We start from the raw sequence: 19,243 nt of genomic DNA, 5'->3' as shown, positions 1-19,243 counted from the left end.
CAACATTAAGTATAGCATGGTCTATTTTCAATCACAATTAAATAGATAGTATATAAATAAAAACTATACTATAACTTTATATAATAGCTATTTTGAATAATATAGATGCTTTTAATTGGAGAAAATAATATCTTTCATATAAGTATAAACTTGAATAGTAAATGATAAAAACACTTATATAGAAAATTTATAATGTAAATAATAGAATTTATGAGTTATAAGAGCTTATTCTAGATAAAAGTATGTTATAATAATATCAAGAATTCATATTATTATGATTTAATAGAATTTTCAGTGAAAATTATTATTTTTTATAAAAAAGCTTTTATTTAGAAGGGAGATTACTTATGAAAAGAGTATTGAGTATTTTTTTGATGGCTTTTGTAATTTTAATTACAGGCTGTACTTTAAATGCAGCAGGAAAATCATCTTTATATGTGCTGAGGTCTGATGAAAAAACAAAAAAATCAGAGATAGTTATTTTAGATGGAAATCTTAGTGAGAAGAAAACAGTAGATATAAAGGATGATTTTTTCTTGCAGTCAAATCCAGTTATAACAGAGGATAGGGAAAGTGTTTATATTGTACCAAGCCTTGATAGCTCTAGTAAATCATCTAAATCTATTTTAGTATTAAATAAGAAAAGTGGATCGATAAAAGAAAAGCTGTTAGATAGCAGTGAAGAAATAAAATCCATAGATGTAAATGATAAAAATATATACACTGTATCTAATAAGGATAAAAATTTATATGTAAGAAAGCTAGCCAAGGGAAATAGTGAAGATGAAAAAATGCTTGAAATAAAAAATGCAGAAGGAAATTTATTAAAAACGATCGATTCTAAGGTTTACTTATTTAAAAATAACCTTAAAAATGAAACTACAATCACAAAATTAAATCCAGATAGCCTAGAAAAGGAAGATGAAGTATATCTACATCCAGAAATATCTGGAAAGTTCGATTTAGCGACAATGGATGAAGGAAAATTATATTTTGCAGGAGAAAATAGTGGAAAAAAGGGGATAGTAGGCGTTTATGAAAAAAATGAAGGTAGAAGTTTAAGTGTTAAAATTGATAATCAAAGGCCAGTAGCCTTTTTAAAAGATAAAAATCGTATACTTGCTATATGCGAAGAAAAAGAAGATAATGGAGGCAGCAAGTTTGGCTTTTACAAATTCAATGAAAAAAATAATCTTGTAAAATTAAGAGATATAAGTCAAAAGGTGATAGATGCAAAGAAAATAAATAATAATTATGCTATTTTATCAGATGATGGAATATATATTTATGATGATAAATTTAGAGAAATAGGATCTAAAAAGTTTGAAGAATCAATAAATCTTGGAATGGCAGTTCTTCAAGAAAAAGAAATAAAAAAATAAGAATAATTTTTAATAATTTATCAGGAGGCATTATTTTAAGTAATTTATTATGTTTTATTAATTTATGTGTTTAAGGTGTTATTTTTTAAAAAATAATATAAGGAATTGTAATTTTATTTTTACTTTTTTAAATAGAGTTCTTGAATTTCATTATTTAAGGATTCATCAGAGCTTGGAATAAGCTCAGCCGAGCAGCAATAGCAGATGCCATAGTTGCAATCATAATATTTCTTTGTATCTTTGAATTTTGTTTGTCAGAGAGGTGACTATCATAGGCATTTAAAACTGAATTTTGCTCGTTTCTTAGGGAACTCTGTTGAAGCATCATTATATGTACTTGGTTCATATGCTTGGTATCTCGACTGAATTTTTTCTCATCGGATGGGGTAGAGTTCATTATATAGTAGTCATAGTAATTATGAATTCCATACCTTGTAATAGTATGTTTTTTAGAAATTATCTCTATACACTCTTCTTTAAATAGAGCTTTTTTTGCATCATCAAGCATTTTTTGGTCATCTATTTTAAACAGAATTTTTTTCTCCAAATCTTCAGAGTTCAGATAAAAATCGCCCTTATCATCTACAAAGCCTACAATTATAAGGTATTTAAGAAGTACTAATTCAAGTTTTAGAACTTTCATTTCATAGCTATTATTTACAAATTTTAATAAATCTTTATCGCTATCGTATTTATTATTCAATAGTCCCAACATATACTCTTCATCTAGGAAGAGATTATTTTGATTTAAATCTAGTGTTTCGCCATTTTCATTATTTTCACTGATATAATCGGTCAACTCTTTTGCAGTAGTAAACCTTTTTTTTTCATAAAGATGTTCATCATTCTATTTCCAGTCATATACCCACCTACTTTCCCATAAGATAAATATCTATACGGCTGATAAAATTTAAAATTAAGAAAATTAAGATTTTTGCTTCTTATTATATTATAGCATTTTTATCTGTATTTATGAAATATATATAATATGAAATTCAATCTTTACTTTAAAAATTTAAAAATTTAAAAATTATATCTATCTAGCTATAATTAGGGACTCTATTTATGATATAATACAACGTATTGGAAGATGAAAATTATTTAAAAGAGATAGTTATAATCAATAGATTTTTATAATTGATATAAAATATGATATAAAATTATAGATTTTGTTCGTAAATGGGGGATAATATGACGCTAACTGACGGAAAAATAGGAAAAAAATATATAGTAGAAAGAGTAGAACTTCCTCTTAGCTTAGAAAAACGTATGGAGGCTTTGGGGATGACTAAAGGTTCAGAAATAACTCTTCTTCATAGAAAAAGAAATGGAACATCTGTGATCTTGTTGAGAGGCACAAAGTTTGCTGTTGGTACAGATGTAACGGCAAATATTTATGTAGGGGGGGAGCAAGTAAGTGAATAATGAAATGACAGTTGGATTTATTGGGAATCCAAATTGTGGAAAAACCACTCTTTTCAATGCTTTTACTGGAGCAAATTTAAAGGTAGCTAACTGGCCAGGAGTAACTGTAGAAAAGGTTGAAGGAGCTATGAACTACCACAATAGCAGATATAGGCTTGTAGACTTACCTGGAACATATAGTTTGACATCATATACTATGGAAGAGAAAGTATCAAGAAATTATATTTTAAGTGATGACGTCGATGTGATAGTAGATGTTGTGGATGCTTCATCTCTTGAGAGAAGTTTGTACCTTACTTTACAACTTTTAGAGCTTGGAAAACCAGTTGTAATGGCTTTGAATATGATGGACATCGTGAAAAAGAGAGGTATGGAGATAGATCTTCATAGATTACCTGAAATGCTTGGTATACCTGTGATACCTGTTTCAGCTCAAAAGAGAACGGGACTTGAGATTTTGCTTCATGCCATAGAGCACCACAAGGACCAAGATGAAAAAGATAGATTGATTCATCATCATGACGATCATTTTGAAGATGAAAGACATCAGAAATATGCTATGGTATATAGTGATTTTCTAGAGAATAAAATAGATTTAATTATCAAGGAATTGAAGAGACTTTATCCTGAGATTGAAAATTATAGATGGCATGCCATTAAATTACTGGAAAGTGATAAAGAAATAAATGAAAAGTATCCAGTAGATTTAGGAGATGTCTTAGATAGAAGTTATGAAAGTGACATTATAAATGAAAAATATGACTTTATAGAGGAAATAGTTCATGAAGTTCTTGTAAATAAGGAAAAACAATCTAAATTTACAGCCAAGATAGATAAAGTATTGCTACACAATATGCTAGGAATACCTACATTTTTAATAATTATGGCAGTGGTATTTTTCCTTACATTTACTATAGGAGACTGGCTTAAAGGATATTTTGAAAACTTTGTATCTTGGCTATCTCTAGTAGTGACTTCTGGAATGACAGCGGCGAATGTAAATAGTATAGTTATATCCTTGGTAGTAGACGGTATTATAGCAGGAGTTGGAGGTATTTTATCCTTCCTTCCAAATATATTTATATTATTTTTGGCACTTGCATTTTTGGAAGACAGTGGCTATATGTCGAGAGTAGCCTATGTAATGAATGGAATAATGGGAAAACTAGGTCTATCAGGAAGAGCATTTATACCAATGATTTTGGGATTTGGATGTACTGTTCCAGCAATAATGTCTACAAGAGTTTTGGAGAATGAAAAAGATAGAAGAAGAACAATGTTGATTACACCTTTTATGTCTTGTAGTGCTAGGCTTCCTATATATATATTATTCTCTCAGCTTTTCTTCCCTAGAAATGCTATGTTAGTGGCATATTCGATGTATATTATAGGTCTAGTAGTGGCTATAATGGTGGCTTTTGTACTACATAAATTCGATAAAGAAATTAATAAAGATCTTCTTTTGATAGAACTACCTGAGTATAAGATGCCAAGTGCTAGAACAGTTAGGATATATGTATTTGAAAAAGTAAAGGATTACATTACAAAGGCAGGAACAACAATATTCATAGCCTCTATAATTATTTGGTTTATACTTAACTTTGGTCCAGCTGGATATACAACAGATATGACAAATAGCTTTGGTGCAAAGATAGGAGCCATATTAGTTCCTGTGTTAGCTCCAGTCGGCTTAGGATTCTGGCAGATAGTTGTAGCACTAATAGCTGGTTTATCAGCCAAGGAAGTCGTAGTATCAAGCTTTATAGTATTGTTTGGAGTACAGGGTACTGAATCAATTGGACAGATGACAAGATTAAATAGCCAACTTCAACAAATGGGATTTGGACCGCTAAATGCTTTTTGTATGATGCTATTTTGTCTTCTATATGTACCATGTGCAGCAGCAATGGCTACTATTCGCAAGGAAACAGGAAGTACATCATATATGTTTAAGGTAGCAGGCTTTCAGCTGTTTATGGCTTGGGCGATTACATTTATAGTTTATCAAGCAGCATCATTAATTATAGGAATATAATTAGATTAAAAATGATAAAGTAGAAATAAAATAAATAAGGATAATATTTATCTATAAGAATCCCAAAATAAATAAAGATAAAATAAATAAAGTTAATCTATTGTAGATAAATAAAAAGAACTAAAATATATAAATTAAGTAGATTTAAATATATAAATAAAAAATCATTTGCAAATAGGTGCACAATTGTGCATCTATTTTTTTATTGAAGTATAATTTTTAAAAGCAAAAGCAAAAGCAAAAGCAAAAGCAAAAGCAAAAGCAAAAGCAAAAGCAAAAGTAAAAGTAAAAGCATTGTATAAATAATACGAAATAGCGAGTTTTACAAGGAAACAATTGTAAAAAATGAAATTAGGGCTAGACTCTAAAAAAAATAATGGTAAAGAAAAATAATCATAATAAAATTAAGAGTAACTATAGTTTTACAATATATTTTAAAATAAAAAAGTTGGAAATTTAAAGGGAATTATTAGTTGTGCTATAATATAGTTAGTAATTATAAATAGATTCAATCTAGGATTTCATAAAAGGAGGGGATTTTGTGAGATTTAAGGAAAGTAAAAGTATCTGCAAAGGTCCAGAAATAGATTTTTCTAGCTCGATTACGAATTCGTTAGGGCTAAAAGAGATTTCAATAGATGTAAATGAACAAGGATTATGTCTAGGTGCGGCAATTCCAAATTCAAGTATCTATAATAGACATCAAAAATTAGAGTATCCTAATAAAAGTAATGATAAAAATAAAAAAAATAATGATGTAACTAGATATAATATCACTTTAGATGAAACTGGGGAAGTAGCTTTTTATGGGGATAGTGGTCTAGACATAATAGATGAATCTTTAAAAGAAAAAATTAAGAGAACACAGCTATATAGCTATGAAAAGAATAGACAGATGAAGATGAATTATGAAAGAATTAATGCTGAAACAGATAAATTTCTAGAAATATACAAGCTATCACCAAATTTAAAAGATGAAGAATACTTCAAAAGAAGACTGGAGTCTCTATCACTTAAAACATACAAAAGAAAGACTTTTGATAAGAAGGAACCAAGTATAAAAGATGCTAAAAAAGTCTTAAAAGCAGAGGCAAAGCAAAAAATTAATAGTTGGAGACTTCTAAAGCAGTATATAATGAGAAAGAAGTATATAGAAGAAAATATGGAAGACAAACTGACAGAGTTAAATGTGGAGTGGCAGGGAGAAAAAATAAAATTTGAAGAGCAAGAAAATAAGATAGAAAGTGAAAGAAATACATCTTACATACAGGAGTATTATGAGGAGAAAAGATCACTTGAGCTGGCAATTAAGGGAGATGAAAGATATATCGAGGGAAAAACTGGTCAATGGCTTGAAACTACAGTATTACCACTTGACTTTGAACTGGCATATGAGTATAGAAAATCAAGCCTATTAATAGATATAAAGCTTCCTAATATAGAAGAAATACCAGACTTTAGAGCTATAAAACTTTCAAAGGGTGTTTTTAGAAGGGAAGATAAAGAAAAAATAGACTTGCGAGAAGAATATATAAATTGCGTATTTGGACTTGCAGTATTTTTTTCTAGTAACCTCTTTAATATAAGCCCAAAAATTAAAAATATTGTTATGTCTGGATATAGTAATAGACTGCCAAAATCTCAAAGTTCAAAGCAAAAGCAGAGTAAAGACGAATATATATATTCTATAAAGTTTAAGAGAGAGGGATTCTTGGGGAAAAATATGTCTGAAGTTAATCCCTATGATTTTTGTAGAAGCTTTAATCATAGATGTAAAATAAGTGAAGAAAAGTATATGGATAGTATTGAACCATATTAAAAGGTTTATGCTGTCTTTATAATATCAAGAGTTGTATTGGAAAATATTAATGAATACTGATTGATAAATTAGAAGAAAAATAGCCTATGTGATATTTAGTTTTATTGCTAAGGTTATTTTTTTTATGAATTTAAATATAAAATTTAAAATCAGCTTGAAGAGAGTTAGAAAAATATAAATGTTAATTTAGCTTAGATTAAAGATTTATAATTGGATTTATGCTAGAATTACGAATAATTATCTCTTATAAAAATATAAAATTCGTAAAAAATGGTAAAAAAGTTAGAAAAAGGGTAAAAACTTAGTATATAGAAGTCTTTTTTGTGATATAATAAGTCCAATAGATTTTTAGACAAAAGATTATGACTATTTCGACATAAGAGATTTTATATTTTAAATCTTAGATTAATTGAAGTGGAGATACTTTCTTTAGTAGTTAAGTTATTAGATATAAAGTTTTTTTAATAGTTTTAGTTTTTGCGGATTTAAATTAGGAAATGTACTGATATTGAGGAGGTTTATACAATGATTAAATTTGAAAATTTGAAAAGAGAAGACCCAGAAATTTATGATGCTCTTGATAAAGAACATCAGAGACAGGAAAGAAATTTAGAGCTTATAGCATCAGAAAACATAGTATCTCCAGCTGTTATGGAAACTATGGGAAGTTATTTTACAAACAAGTATGCAGAAGGCTATCCAGGAAAGAGATATTACGGTGGATGTGAGTATATAGACGTAATGGAAAATCTTGCAAGAGACAGAGTTAAAAAAATATTTGGGGCAGACCATGCAAATGTTCAGCCACATTCAGGGTCACAGGCTAATCAGGCAGTTTATTTAGCTATGTTAAATCATGGTGATAAGGTATTGGGTATGGACTTATCTCAGGGTGGACACTTGACTCATGGATCACCAGTCAATTTATCAGGAATCAATTACAATTTTATCGCATATGGAGTAGATTCAGAAACTGAAAGAATAGACTACGATAAATTAAGAGAGATTGCTCTTAGAGAAAAACCAAAGATGATAGTTGCAGGTGCAAGTGCATATTCTAGAGAAATTGACTTCAAAAAAATATCAGAAATAGCCAAGGAAGCAGGTGCCTATCTGATGGTAGATATGGCTCATATAGCAGGTCTTGTAGCAGCGGGACTTCATAATAATCCAGTGGAGTGTGCAGATTTTGTTACAAGTACGACTCATAAGACTTTAAGAGGACCTAGAGGAGGAATTATTCTTTGTAAAGAAGAATATGCAAAAAAAATTGATAAGGCAATATTCCCAGGAATACAAGGTGGACCATTGGAGCATATAATAGCTGCAAAGGCAGTGTGCTTTAAAGAAGCTCTTGAAGATGACTTCAAGGAATATCAAAAACAAGTAGTTAAAAATGCTTCTGTTTTGGCAGAGGAATTAAAGAAGAGAGGCTTTGATTTAGTATCAGGTGGAACTGACAACCATCTAATACTTATCAATTTAGTATCTAAAAATGTATCAGGCAGAAAGGCAGAAGTCCTTTTAGATGAAGCCTATATCACTGTTAACAAGAACTCTATACCTTTTGATAAGGCAAGTTTTGTGGAAACTAGTGGAATAAGAATAGGAACACCAGCTGTTACAACAAGAGGTATGAAGGAAGAGGATATGGTCAAAATTGCAGAGGCAATGGACCTTGTAATTACTGACAATAATATAGAAAAGGCACAGGAGATAGTAGTGGCACTTACAGATAAGTATCCTTTACCATATTAATAGATATAGCAAAATCTATCAGCTAGGGATAGATATTAAAATTTGAGTGTATAATTAAAAAATTTCTATAAAGAGTTCCTCTCGTGCTTAAAAGAGGGGCTCTTTTGATTTTTAAAAAGTTATTCAGCAGGATATGGAGAATTAACGATATATTAAAATCATTTTTCACAAAAAGAAGTAAAAAAATATTTTTTGATGTATAAGGAGAGTTTAGATAATGGGACATATAATATCGGTTAATAATAATCTTTGTGTGGGATGTTCACAGTGTATAAAGGACTGTCCACAAAATAATATAGTGTTAGATGATAATAAAAAGGCCAAAATAAAAAGTCAAGACTGTATGAAGTGTGGACACTGTATGGCAATATGTCCACAATATGCTATTAATATAAGTGGATATAGTGAAGATCCATATGATACTGAAAGTATGGAACTTTTAGATTCAGAAAAGCTTATGAATTCACTTATATCAAGGCGTTCGATAAGACAGTTTAAGAGTGAAAAAATAGAAAAAGAAAAAATAGAAAAAATAATTGAAGCGGGAAGATGGACACCAACAGGCAAAAATGCTCAAGATGTTAGCTATATAGTTATAGATAAAAAAAAGAGATTAGTAGAAGATTTAGCCATAAAGATATTTAAAAGATTGCTTAGATTTTTAAAGGTATTCAATAAATCAATGAGAGACATGGAAATAGATGAGGATTTCTTCTTTAAAAAAGCTCCTTTGGCAATAATGGTAATTGCAGATAGCAAGGTAGATGGATCATTAGCCGCTTCTAATATGGCCCTTATGGCGGAATCTTTGGGTATTGGAGTGCTTTATAGTGGATTTTTTACTGTAGCAACGTCTTTATCAGGAAAAATAAAAAAAGAGCTTGGAATAAGATCTAAAAAAGCAGTTACAACACTTGTATTGGGCTACCCAGATGTTAAATATAAGAGAAGCACTCAACGTGAGGATGCTGAAATAATATATAGATAAGGTATATTATTTTACTTATTAATATAGATAAAAAAATTTACTTAGAAATTAATATAGATAAAAAAATTTACTTAGAAAATATATAAGAAAAAGCTAAAAAGGACGTGAATCACGTCCTTTTTTATTTAAGTTATTAAGTATTAATTATATACAATTAAAAAATTACTAAAATCTATTTTCCTTTGCAGCTTCTTCTATTGAAACGGCAACAGCAACCGTCATACCCACCATTGGATTGTTTCCAGCACCTATAAGTCCCATCATTTCAACATGGGCAGGAACTGAAGATGAACCAGCAAATTGTGCATCTGAATGCATACGTCCTAGAGTATCAGTCATACCATAAGAAGCAGGTCCAGCAGCCATATTATCTGGATGTAGAGTACGTCCTGTACCTCCACCAGAAGCTACTGAGAAGTATTTCTTTCCTTGTTCTATACATTCTTTCTTGTATGTTCCAGCTACTGGATGTTGGAAACGAGTAGGATTTGTAGAGTTACCAGTAATAGATACATCTACACCTTCCTTATGCATTATTGCAACACCTTCACGAACATCATTTGCTCCGTAACAATGTACTTTTGCACGAAGTCCTTCAGAGTAGGCAATTTTTTCAACTTCTTTAAGTTCACCTGTATAATAATCATAGTCTGTGTGAACATAAGTAAAGCCATTAATTCTAGAAATTATCATAGCAGCATCTTTTCCAAGACCGTTAAGTATAACTCTTAGAGGTTTTTTACGTACTTTATTTGCCTTTTCAGCAATACCTATAGCACCTTCAGCAGCAGCGAATGATTCGTGACCTGCTAGAAAAGCAAAACAATCAGTATTTTCTTGTAAAAGCATCTTTCCTAGATTTCCGTGTCCTAGGCCAACCTTACGCTGGTCAGCAACAGAACCTGGTATACAGAAAGACTGAAGACCTTCACCGATAGCTTCAGCAGCATCTGCAGCAGTTCTACATCCTTTCTTAATTGCTATTGCAGCACCTGCAGTGTATGCCCAACAAGCATTTTCAAAACAAATTGGCTGAATTGATTTTACCTGTGCGTATACATCTAGTCCAGCATCTTTAGTTATCTTTTCAGCTTCCTCTAGAGAAGCTATTTCATAACTATTTAAAACTTCATTTATTTTATCTATTCTTCTCTCATAAGATTCGAATAAAGCCATCTAAATTTCCTCCTCAAAGTGTGAATATTATTCTTTACGTGGGTCAATTATCTTAACAGCGTCTTCAACACGACCGTATTGACCCTGAGCTTTTTCCCAAGCTTCATTTGCATCGTCTCCAGCCTTCATAAAGTCTGTAAACTTACCTAGGCTTACAAATGTATACCCGATGATTTCACTATTTTTATCTAGTGCTATACCAGTTATGTATCCTTCTGCCATTTCAAGGTAACGAGGTCCCTTTGCAAGAGTACCATACATTGTACCTACCTGAGAACGTAGACCCTTTCCAAGATCTTCAAGTCCAGCACCTACTGGAAGTCCGCCTTCAGAAAATGCACTCTGAGTTCTTCCATATACTATCTGTAAGAATAACTCTCTCATAGCAGTATTTATAGCATCACAAACAAGGTCTGTGTTAAGTGCTTCCAAAATAGTTTTTCCAGGAAGTATTTCTGATGCCATAGCAGCTGAATGTGTCATTCCTGAACATCCTATAGTTTCTACCAAAGCTTCCTGTATTATACCTTCCTTCACATTTAGAGTTAGCTTACAGGCACCCTGTTGTGGTGCACACCAACCTATACCATGTGTAAGACCAGAGATATCAGAAACATCTTTAGGCTTAACCCATTTTGCTTCTTCTGGAATTGGAGCAGGTCCGTGATTTGCACCCTGAGTAACAGGGCACATCATTTCTACTTCTGTTGAATATATCATGATTAAAACTCCTTTATAATATATTAGGTTTTATTTTTTTCCTACATTATAATTTACTACTTTTATATGAAAAAATCTAGTCAATTATAGAAATATCAATAAAATACATCATAAAAAGTAATAAAAATACAAAAAATAGAGATAAAAATAAAAAATATCACGAAAATAGTATCTTAGATCATATATTATCGATTGCCTATATTGATGAATAAGAATTGCTTTTATAATTAGAAATTAATAAATAAAAAGTGAATTTGATTCTAAGATTATTAATATAAAAACTTTCTTAATGATAATTATTATTAAGGAGTATATAAAATAATAATAAAAGTGGAAGGTCTGAAAGTCGTAATGTGGAGTAATATTAATTAAATATGATATAATATAAAATGTGAAAACGTATACATAAAGAGAAGGCTCTATAACTATAGAAAAATAGATATAAAAAATCAAAAAGGGAGATAAAAATGCGTAAATTATTTACTTATGATGAGGCTATAAAGCTAATAAATGATGGAGATACTGTGGCAGTATCTGGATTTATGTTGGCTACGGCAGCTAGAGAGATGATGGTTAAAATTGGAGAGAACTTTAAAAAAGTAGGTCATCCAAGAAATATAACTTTGTATCAAGGAGCAGGTATAGGAAATAATAATGATCAAGGTGTATGTGAAATGACTTATAAAGGCTTGATTAAAAGATATGTAACAGCTCATTTTGCAAACAACAGAGCTATGATAGACCTAGCTCTTAAAAATGAAATAGAAGCCTATAATTTTCCACAAGGGGTAATTGCCCATATATATAGGCAGGCTTCTGCAAATAAGCCGTTTGAAATATCTAAAATAGGATTAAATACATATTGCGATCCTAGAATAAGAGGCGGAAAAGTGAATGATGCAGCCAAGGACAACTTGGTTGACTTGATTGAAATTGATGGAGAAGAATATTTGAAATATAAGGTTCCTAAGTTTGATATAGGGATTATCAGGGGAACTACTTCAGATGAGTTTGGTAATATTACAATGGAAGAAGAATCATCTATAATAGATTCTTTAGATGTAGCTATGGCAGTTAAGGCAAGTGGTGGAAAGGTGATAGTTCAAGTTAAAAACATAGTATCATCTTCATCAATAGATAGAAGAGATGTTGTAGTGCCAGGTGTATTTGTAGATGCGGTAGTTAAATCGGAAAATCCAGAAGAATTTCACCGCCAGACTCCAGGAACATATTATGATCCTATCATTGCAGGTAAGTACAAATCGGATAATTTTGGATTCCCAAAGCTGGAGTTAGATGAAAGAAAGATTATAGCTAGAAGAGCGGCCAAAGAGTTGAGTGATGATTCTGTAGTAAATCTTGGGATTGGTATACCAGAAGGAGTGGCTTCTGTTGCCAAGGAAGAGGGGATAGAAAATATTGTTCTTACTGTGGAAAGTGGACTAATAGGGGGAATTCCCCTAGGAAGATCAAATTTTGGATCAGCAGTCAATGCATGGGCAGGACTTCCTATGGCTAGTCAATTTGATTTTTATAATAGTGGTGGACTTGATAGAACTTTTCTAGGATTTGCAGAAATAGACCCTTCAGGAAATATCAATGTTAGTAGATTTGGGGATAGAATTGGCGGTTGTGGTGGATTTATAGATATCACTCAGTCAACAAAGAATATAGTATTTTGCGGGACAATGACTGCAGGAGGCTTGAAGACTAGAGTTGAAAATGGAAATTTGATAATAGAAAAAGAAGGAAGTAAAAAGAAGTTTCTATCTAGTGTTGAAGAGGTTACATTTAGTGCAAAGCAAAGTAGAGAAATTGGTCAGAATGTGATATTTGTGACCGAAAGATGTGTATTTAAACTGGGAGAGAATACTTTAATACTTACAGAAATTGCGCCAGGAGTAGATATAAATAAGGATATATTAGAACAAATGGAATTTGAAGTTGAGATATCGAGTGACTTGAAAATTATGGACAAGAGTATATTTGAGTAGTTAAAAATCAAGGATTATATAAATTAGAAGGATTATTATCTGTTATTTTAGGCTATAAAGTATTTAAATTAGATAGCAATTTTTTGTGGAGCAATTTGGAATTTGGAGCGTTTGGAGTTAATAATACTTGATAGATCTTTACTTTAAGCAAGAGATTAACTGAAACTATAGAGAGTTAGTTTATAATAGACTTAAAACTTCAAGTTGCTTTTTAGAGATAACTATAAAGATATAGAAGAATATAAATATATCTTGTATAATATAATTATAAGAGAGCTATTATAATGAAAAGGTGAGAAAATGAGATTAAAGAAAAAAAACAGAGATAAAGCCTATTGGACAAGAAAGTATAATAGGTGGATTAGCTTTACAACTGGTATGGCCGCATTGGCTATTATGACTTATGTTGGAAGTAAAAATATTTCACAGACAAGAGATGTAATAGCTATTGGACTATTATCCTTAGTGGTTGCACTTTATAGTAGAAGTAAGGCTAAAAAAATGGACTAAAAAATACCCAGAGCTATTTAGCTCTGGGTATTTTTATTTATCTTATTTCTTTATTTTCTGAGACTCTATCTTTTGTGTAAATATCATACTTTTCCATTATTTTTTTTGCCGTAGAATAATCTTTTGTATATAGATAGTAGAGATATTGATTATCCTTTGGTGTTTCATATTCATTACGCAACTCGATATCTAAGTCTTTAGGTAAAGTGATTTTTTTATCAGAAATCACAACAATATCTAGCAAGATATTTGGCTTTTTTTTCTTCATCTTTAAGTATTGAGCTTTATCTATTTCTTGAAAGTTTATCCTCTTCATTTTTTCTGGAGTATCAGGGACAAAAGCATCATCTTCTATATCGTTTTTATTAGCTTTGAACTTTTCAGCCTTGGAAGTAAGTGAGCTAACAGCCCATTTATCTTTTTTCTTTTCAAAGTTAACAGTTGTTTTTGTTATACCTTTTGCGTGGTTTCCTCCCTGAGTAACGATAACCTTCTTACCATTTGGCCCTTCATATTCATGCTCATCTATAAATGTATGAGTATGTCCAGCAACTATCAAGTCGATATTTGGAACTTTTTTAGCAAGTTCTTGTATTCTATTTCCAGAATGTCTAGGTTTTTTAGGCTGTTCACCTGTATGAGCTGCAAGAATAATCATATCTGGATTTTCTTTTTCTTTTACTTCTTTGGAAATTTTGATACTTTCCTCTACTATATCTGTCATATAAACCTTGCCCTTGAAATAAGGATCATTTTGAATATATACATTTTCATCAAGTACAACCTTACCATCTTTAAAAGGCTCTTCGTCGTTTATAGTATTTGTTGTCACAGCTATTATGGCAATCTTGATATCTCCATCATCTGTGTGTATATTTTTTATAAGATAAGGATCAGACACTCTTTGATCAGCTTTTGTTTTGGCAAATTCCTTTGTGAAGAATGTATTGGCAGACATAAGTGGAAGTCCAGCCTTGTTAAAACTATCAATTAGTTCTTTAAATTTATCTGGTGTTGTATAGAATTCGTGATTTCCAAGTGTAGCCATATCATATTTTTCATCGGCCATATTTTTGCCGATTGGCGGAATCCCAACTGATGGTTCAGATACTTTCTCTACAACTCGTCCGTTAAATTCTGTTAAATAACCATATTCTTTTACGCCACTTGACCACTGGCTATCATCTTGTGTTTGAATATCTGTCATATCTCCACAATCTATAAGAAGTGATTTATCTCTATCAATTGTTGAAAGATAATTTTTAAGGCTATCTGGGAAATGGCTGTGCATATCTGTTGTTGAATAGATATTTACTTCTGTTTTACTATCATTACAAGCAGATAGAAATAGTATCGGAAGTATAAGAACTGATACAGTTAGTAATATTTTCTTTTTTATTTTCATAATATAAATTCCTTTTAAATTATATATTTAAGATTCTAATTTTAAAAAACAAACTTCAAGTTATTAGAGCCTTTATAATCAAAAAATATTAAAGCCTAGTATTTTTTGAAAAAGTAAATAACTAAAGAATAAAGCAAATTTAAAATTTGAATAAATTGTTTAAGGCTTTATATGGCAAATAGATTGATTTTATTTGCTATATAGTTCTTTTATACCCTAGAATAAAATAATTATAGCACAAAAAAACAATGTACAAAATAGCAAGTTTTATGCTAAAGTACATTGTTTGTTTTTAAAGAAATTATCTAAAGTTTAAATAGATATAAACAGTCTTTTTATTAGCTTTAGATTATATATTAGCATCTATTCTTCTTTATATAAATTTAAGAAGTAAAAATTAGTCTATAAGAAATTTGCAAATATAGATGCAACGCCGACAGTCAATACTCCAGAGACTGCCAAGGACAAGCTGCTAATAGCTCCTTCTAACTCGCCGATTTCCATAGCTTTAGCCGTTCCAAGTGCATGAGATGAAGACCCGTAAGCAACTCCTTTTGCTATTGGATGCTTTATATTGAACTTATCAAGAACGAACTCTCCTACAACATTACCAATAATTCCAGTTATTATTATCACTGCAATTGTAATAGAAACGATGCCCTTTAATTCTTCTGAAACACCCATACCAATTGCGACTGTAATCGATTTTGGAAGAAGTGTAACATACTCTTGGTGATTCAGGCTAAAAATAAGAGAGAGTGCAAGTATAGTAGCAGCACTAGACAACATTCCCGAAACTATTCCTGCCATAATTGCAATCCAATTATCTTTCAAGTGTTGTAGCTCTTCATACAAAGGTATGGCAAGGCATACTGTTGCTGGAGTCAAGAAAAAACTAATATATTTGGCTCCATTGTTATATGAATTAAAGTCTATCTTAAATAATAATAAAACACATATGATTGCGACTTGTGCTATCAATAGTGGATTTGCAAGTGGATGTTTGAATTTCTTTTTTAAAAGATCCCCTATATAAAAGGCTACTAAAGTAATAGCAGCACCAAAAAATACAGAGTTTACTATTTGTTCTTTCATTTATAAAACCTCCTAAAGTTTAAATGAAAATTAATTACTCTTTTCGTTATTTTTTATTAGAGTTTCTGTAAACTTTCCAGACACTACCATTACAACAACGGTAGATATAAAAGTAATTACAGTAACAGGTAATATGATAGGTCCCAATTTATCCCAAGCCGTAATCAATCCAACCCCAGCTGGTATAAACATGATAGGCATAGTTTGAATAAGCATTTTACCCACATCTTTAACTTTCTCTACAGGTAATATTTTAGTCATAAGTGCTGTTAACATAATCACCAATCCATATATACTCGCAGGTATAGGAAGAGGTAGAATTTGATTAAGAGCTTCTCCTATGAATGTAATCACAATTACTATAGCAAATTGTTTTAAATACTTCATAAATTCTCCTTTTACAATAAAAAATATTTGGCAAAATAGCCAAATTTAATATAAATTAATTTTTTAGTTGTACATTCTCTAAAATGCAACATCTTTATTATAGCAGAAAAGAGATATTATACAAGGATTTTTTAAGCTGTTTAAAGGCTTTAAGGGCTATATTAAAGATATACTATTCAAAAAAGTATATTGTATACAAAGTATATGAAGAAAAAATATACTAAAGAGTTTTCTTTTAAAGTGTATATTTAAAAAAACACTTTACTATAAACGGAATATTAAATAAGTAAAAAATTAATAAAATACATAGTTAATATCTAGAGAGATAGTAAAATAAAAACAAGTTAAAAATCAATAAAATATATAGTCAGTCTAGGTATATGGAAAAAATAAGTAAAATGTATAATAAGACTAGATATACGGAAAAGAAAAAAATAAGTGAAATGTATAGTCAATAGATAAATAAAGAGCAAATAAAAATAAGTAAAAGATATAGTTAATATCTAGATAGACAGTAAATGAAAAAAATAAAGAAAAAATAAAGAAATTCATAAAAAAAACTAAAAATAGCGATATAGATTAAATATATAGCTATTATTATTTGAAAGATATTTATAAAGTAGTATAATACAATTAGTAAGTCTAAAAAATTTAGGCCAACAATTTGTTGAGTATATTTTAGGAGGTGAGAGATATTTTTAATATGCTGAAGGATTATATAAAATTGGTGGGGAAATTTACTGTTAATATAAAGAAATTTTTGAAATATCAAATTATTACAAGAGGTCTTTTATCTATTATAATTATACCTATATATGGTTTATTAAGTGGATATTTAATTCAAAAAGATGGAAGCGTAGTATTTACAAATGGAGATATATTGAAATTTATGCTGACACCTTCTGGAGCAATTTTTCTCTTATTTTTATTTTTAATAGTAGTTTTAGAGATTATTATTGAAATTGGAGGATATATTACTATAAGTTCAAAGATAGAGGCTAATTATAAGGAGTCTAGTTATTGGGAGATATTAAAGTATAATATAAGACTTTTGCCCAGAATGTTATCAGTTGGTGGGATAATTATTCTTTTATATGTGATTTTTATGGCACCTATGTCTGGAGTTGGATTTAAACTTAGCTTTTTAAAAGGTTTTGATATGCCAAACTTCATTATGAGTGAGATAGATCAAAATACGCTATATACAATTATATACAGTATAGGTATTATACTTTTAATATATGTTAGTTTGAAGTTTATCTTTACATTTAACTATATGATAATAAATAATATGAAGGCAAATGAAGCTATAAAGGCAAGTTCTAAATTATTTAAAGAAAATAGAAAAACTGTTTTAAAAGAACTTGCTGTTATGTTGATAGTTACAGCCTTAATATCTTCTATTGTTTTATTTATATGGCTCACTCTTATAGTGAAAATATCTGGACAATTAAACTTAGATGGTTATCTTTCTAGAATAATAATGATTGCTCTTTTACAAATTCAAAACTTTGGTATATTAATTATATCAATATTGTTAGTACCTTTTGAATGTTATTATGTAACAAAACTATTCTATAAGTTGATAGATCCTAAAGATATAGAGTATCCTAAAATTGCAGAAAAAACAAAAAAATCTATGTTGGATAATATACTTCATAAGAAAAAAACTCTTATTGCAATTGCTTTAACGGCTTTATTATTGTATTCAATGACTATGGGAATATTTACAAGAGAGATAATAGGATATAATAATCATATAAAAATATATGGGCATAGGGGATATGGAGTAGGTACACCTGAAAATAGTATTAGTGCCATTAAAAAGTCAATAGATAACAATATAGATTATATAGAAATAGATGTTCAAAGAACTAAAGATAGAAAGTACGTATTAAATCACGATAAAACTTTCGAGAGGGTTTCATATGAGAAGCCTTATTTTATAAATAAAAAGGTGTCTGACTTAAATTATTCTCAGATAGAGACCTTAGATATAGGAAGAAGAGTTTCACAGAGGTATGCTGGTGAGAAAGTACCTAGGATTGAAGAGGTTTTGGATGTTTGTAAAAATAAAATAAAAATAAATCTAGAATTAAAAGAAGGTATAGATCATGAGATGATAGATGACTTGATGGAACTTGTAAGAAAAAAAGGAATGAAAAAACAGGTATTTTTTACCTCTTTGAATATAAGAGATATAGAGTATATAGAAAATAAGGACTCTACTTTTGATACAGGTTTAATATACTTTATAAAGTTAGGAAACTATGGAAGTGTAGATGCTGACTATATGATTATGGAAGAAAGAGAAGCTACAGATAGCAATATAAAAAAACTACATAAAAAGGGTAAAAAAGTCATAGTTTGGACTGTAAATACTCAAGAATCTATAGATAAATTTTCTAAAATGGATGTAGATGGAATAATTACAGACTATCCATTAGAAGTGAAAGAGGCAGTAAGTGAAAACTCAAAGTTGACAAGTAATGATTTGATTTTATCATCATTTGTAAGAAATCTAGAGGATAAATTATTACCATAATAGC

At 29.8% G+C, this 19,243-nt stretch carries 15 protein-coding genes; 9 read left to right on the top strand and 6 right to left on the bottom strand.

What is annotated here, in order from left to right:
- The first annotated feature begins 347 nt into the window (after nucleotides 1–347).
- Nucleotides 348–1,382, top strand: coding sequence for a hypothetical protein (locus tag UF10_RS06215; RefSeq protein WP_106776957.1), 1,035 nt, complete (start codon nucleotides 348–350; stop codon nucleotides 1,380–1,382).
- 154 nt (nucleotides 1,383–1,536) lie between these two features.
- Here UF10_RS06215 and UF10_RS06210 read toward each other — a convergent pair whose 3' ends face one another.
- Nucleotides 1,537–2,181: a hypothetical protein gene (locus UF10_RS06210; protein WP_106776956.1), complete on the bottom strand. Its 645-nt coding sequence runs from the start codon at nucleotides 2,179–2,181 to the stop codon at nucleotides 1,537–1,539.
- Nucleotides 2,182–2,573: 392 nt separating this feature from the next.
- Here UF10_RS06210 and UF10_RS06205 point away from each other — a divergent pair, with 392 nt between their 5' ends.
- The 5 genes from UF10_RS06205 to UF10_RS06185 all read left to right on the top strand — a co-directional run bounded on the left by UF10_RS06205 (nucleotide 2,574) and on the right by UF10_RS06185 (nucleotide 9,407).
- A complete protein-coding gene (locus UF10_RS06205; protein WP_106776955.1) occupies nucleotides 2,574–2,807 on the top strand; it encodes a FeoA family protein in 234 nt (77 codons plus the stop codon).
- Nucleotides 2,800–4,842, top strand: coding sequence for a ferrous iron transport protein B (gene feoB / locus UF10_RS06200; RefSeq protein ID WP_106776954.1), 2,043 nt, complete (start codon nucleotides 2,800–2,802; stop codon nucleotides 4,840–4,842). The genes UF10_RS06205 and feoB overlap by 8 nt, the downstream gene beginning before the upstream one ends.
- Nucleotides 4,843–5,383: 541 nt before the next feature.
- A complete protein-coding gene (locus UF10_RS06195) occupies nucleotides 5,384–6,661 on the top strand; it encodes a hypothetical protein (RefSeq protein WP_106776953.1) in 1,278 nt (425 codons plus the stop codon).
- Nucleotides 6,662–7,186: 525 nt separating this feature from the next.
- Complete coding sequence (locus tag UF10_RS06190; RefSeq protein WP_106776952.1) at nucleotides 7,187–8,419, top strand: serine hydroxymethyltransferase; 1,233 nt, start codon at nucleotides 7,187–7,189, stop codon at nucleotides 8,417–8,419.
- A 217-nt stretch (nucleotides 8,420–8,636) separates the two neighbouring features.
- Nucleotides 8,637–9,407, top strand: coding sequence for a nitroreductase family protein (locus tag UF10_RS06185; RefSeq protein ID WP_106776951.1), 771 nt, complete (start codon nucleotides 8,637–8,639; stop codon nucleotides 9,405–9,407).
- Nucleotides 9,408–9,572: 165 nt separating this feature from the next.
- On the opposite strand, the gene UF10_RS06180 is transcribed toward UF10_RS06185, so the two are convergent.
- Nucleotides 9,573–10,583, bottom strand: a complete 1,011-nt coding sequence (locus tag UF10_RS06180; protein WP_106776950.1) for a GGGtGRT protein — start codon at nucleotides 10,581–10,583, stop codon at nucleotides 9,573–9,575.
- A gap of 27 nt (nucleotides 10,584–10,610) precedes the next feature.
- Nucleotides 10,611–11,303 carry an iron-sulfur cluster assembly scaffold protein gene (locus UF10_RS06175; protein ID WP_106776949.1) on the bottom strand — a complete coding sequence of 231 codons (693 nt, stop codon included), beginning with the start codon at nucleotides 11,301–11,303 and terminating at the stop codon, nucleotides 10,611–10,613.
- A gap of 467 nt (nucleotides 11,304–11,770) precedes the next feature.
- On the opposite strand from UF10_RS06175, the gene UF10_RS06170 reads away from it, so the two are divergent.
- Both UF10_RS06170 and UF10_RS06165 read left to right on the top strand, forming a co-directional pair.
- Nucleotides 11,771–13,297, top strand: coding sequence for an acyl CoA:acetate/3-ketoacid CoA transferase (locus tag UF10_RS06170; protein ID WP_106776948.1), 1,527 nt, complete (start codon nucleotides 11,771–11,773; stop codon nucleotides 13,295–13,297).
- Between the two features lie 300 nt (nucleotides 13,298–13,597).
- Nucleotides 13,598–13,807 carry a hypothetical protein gene (locus UF10_RS06165; RefSeq protein ID WP_106776947.1) on the top strand — a complete coding sequence of 70 codons (210 nt, stop codon included), beginning with the start codon at nucleotides 13,598–13,600 and terminating at the stop codon, nucleotides 13,805–13,807.
- 37 nt (nucleotides 13,808–13,844) lie between these two features.
- Here UF10_RS06165 and UF10_RS06160 read toward each other — a convergent pair whose 3' ends face one another.
- The 3 genes from UF10_RS06160 to UF10_RS06150 form a co-directional block, all read right to left on the bottom strand.
- Complete coding sequence (locus UF10_RS06160) at nucleotides 13,845–15,212, bottom strand: metallophosphoesterase (RefSeq protein ID WP_106776946.1); 1,368 nt, start codon at nucleotides 15,210–15,212, stop codon at nucleotides 13,845–13,847.
- A 402-nt stretch (nucleotides 15,213–15,614) separates the two neighbouring features.
- Nucleotides 15,615–16,307 (bottom strand): LrgB family protein, encoded by a 693-nt coding sequence (locus UF10_RS06155; RefSeq protein ID WP_106776945.1) that lies wholly within the window; start codon nucleotides 16,305–16,307, stop codon nucleotides 15,615–15,617.
- A 30-nt stretch (nucleotides 16,308–16,337) separates the two neighbouring features.
- Complete coding sequence (locus UF10_RS06150; protein ID WP_106776944.1) at nucleotides 16,338–16,694, bottom strand: CidA/LrgA family protein; 357 nt, start codon at nucleotides 16,692–16,694, stop codon at nucleotides 16,338–16,340.
- Nucleotides 16,695–17,397: 703 nt separating this feature from the next.
- Between UF10_RS06150 and UF10_RS06145 the strand changes: the two genes are divergently transcribed.
- Nucleotides 17,398–19,239: a glycerophosphoryl diester phosphodiesterase membrane domain-containing protein gene (locus UF10_RS06145; protein ID WP_106776943.1), complete on the top strand. Its 1,842-nt coding sequence runs from the start codon at nucleotides 17,398–17,400 to the stop codon at nucleotides 19,237–19,239.
- The last annotated feature ends 4 nt before the right edge of the window (nucleotides 19,240–19,243 follow it).

Source organism: Peptostreptococcus russellii (assembly GCF_003012055.1).
Taxonomy (GTDB): Bacteria; Bacillota; Clostridia; order Peptostreptococcales; family Peptostreptococcaceae; genus Peptostreptococcus; species Peptostreptococcus russellii.
Note: the sequence above shows the minus strand (reverse complement) of the source record. Positions and strands in the feature narration are given on the sequence as shown.